Here is a 379-nt window from a genome sequence, read left to right on the forward strand (position 1 = left end):
CTGGATAAATAAATATAACGTTGCCAGCCACTGTCCTGTATCCGCTTCATCAGCTTAACCCATAAATCATAGGCTTCACGATGGCGGATAAGTTCGCCGGCACTGATGCCGCTGTTCAAATCGATACCGACTACCCCCTCCCCCTTCGGCTGTGACCATGCCGTGCCCATAGCAGAAAAAGTATGCGGAATAGTCAGATCATGGCCGCCATGGCGAATGGTGACGGCTCCCAATTGTTTCGACGGCCATTTTAAATCTAAAAAGCCGGCCAGTTCGCCAGCGGTATGGTGATCCGCCACCGCTCCTGCCAATTTGAAGCTTTCCGGCCCTTTTTTGCCCAATTGTAAAGTGACTTCCTGCGGCATGATTTTCTCCTTGT

Annotated in this window: 1 pseudogene; it reads right to left on the reverse strand. The window is 50.9% G+C overall.

Annotated features, from left to right (window positions below):
- Positions 1-365 (reverse strand): annotated as a pseudogene (locus tag HMPREF2700_RS07950) (hypothetical protein); the annotation flags it as partial.
- Positions 366-379 lie beyond the last annotated feature (14 nt).

It is taken from the genome of Neisseria sp. HMSC068C04, from assembly GCF_001810105.1.
GTDB lineage: Bacteria > Pseudomonadota > Gammaproteobacteria > Burkholderiales > Neisseriaceae > Neisseria > Neisseria flavescens_B.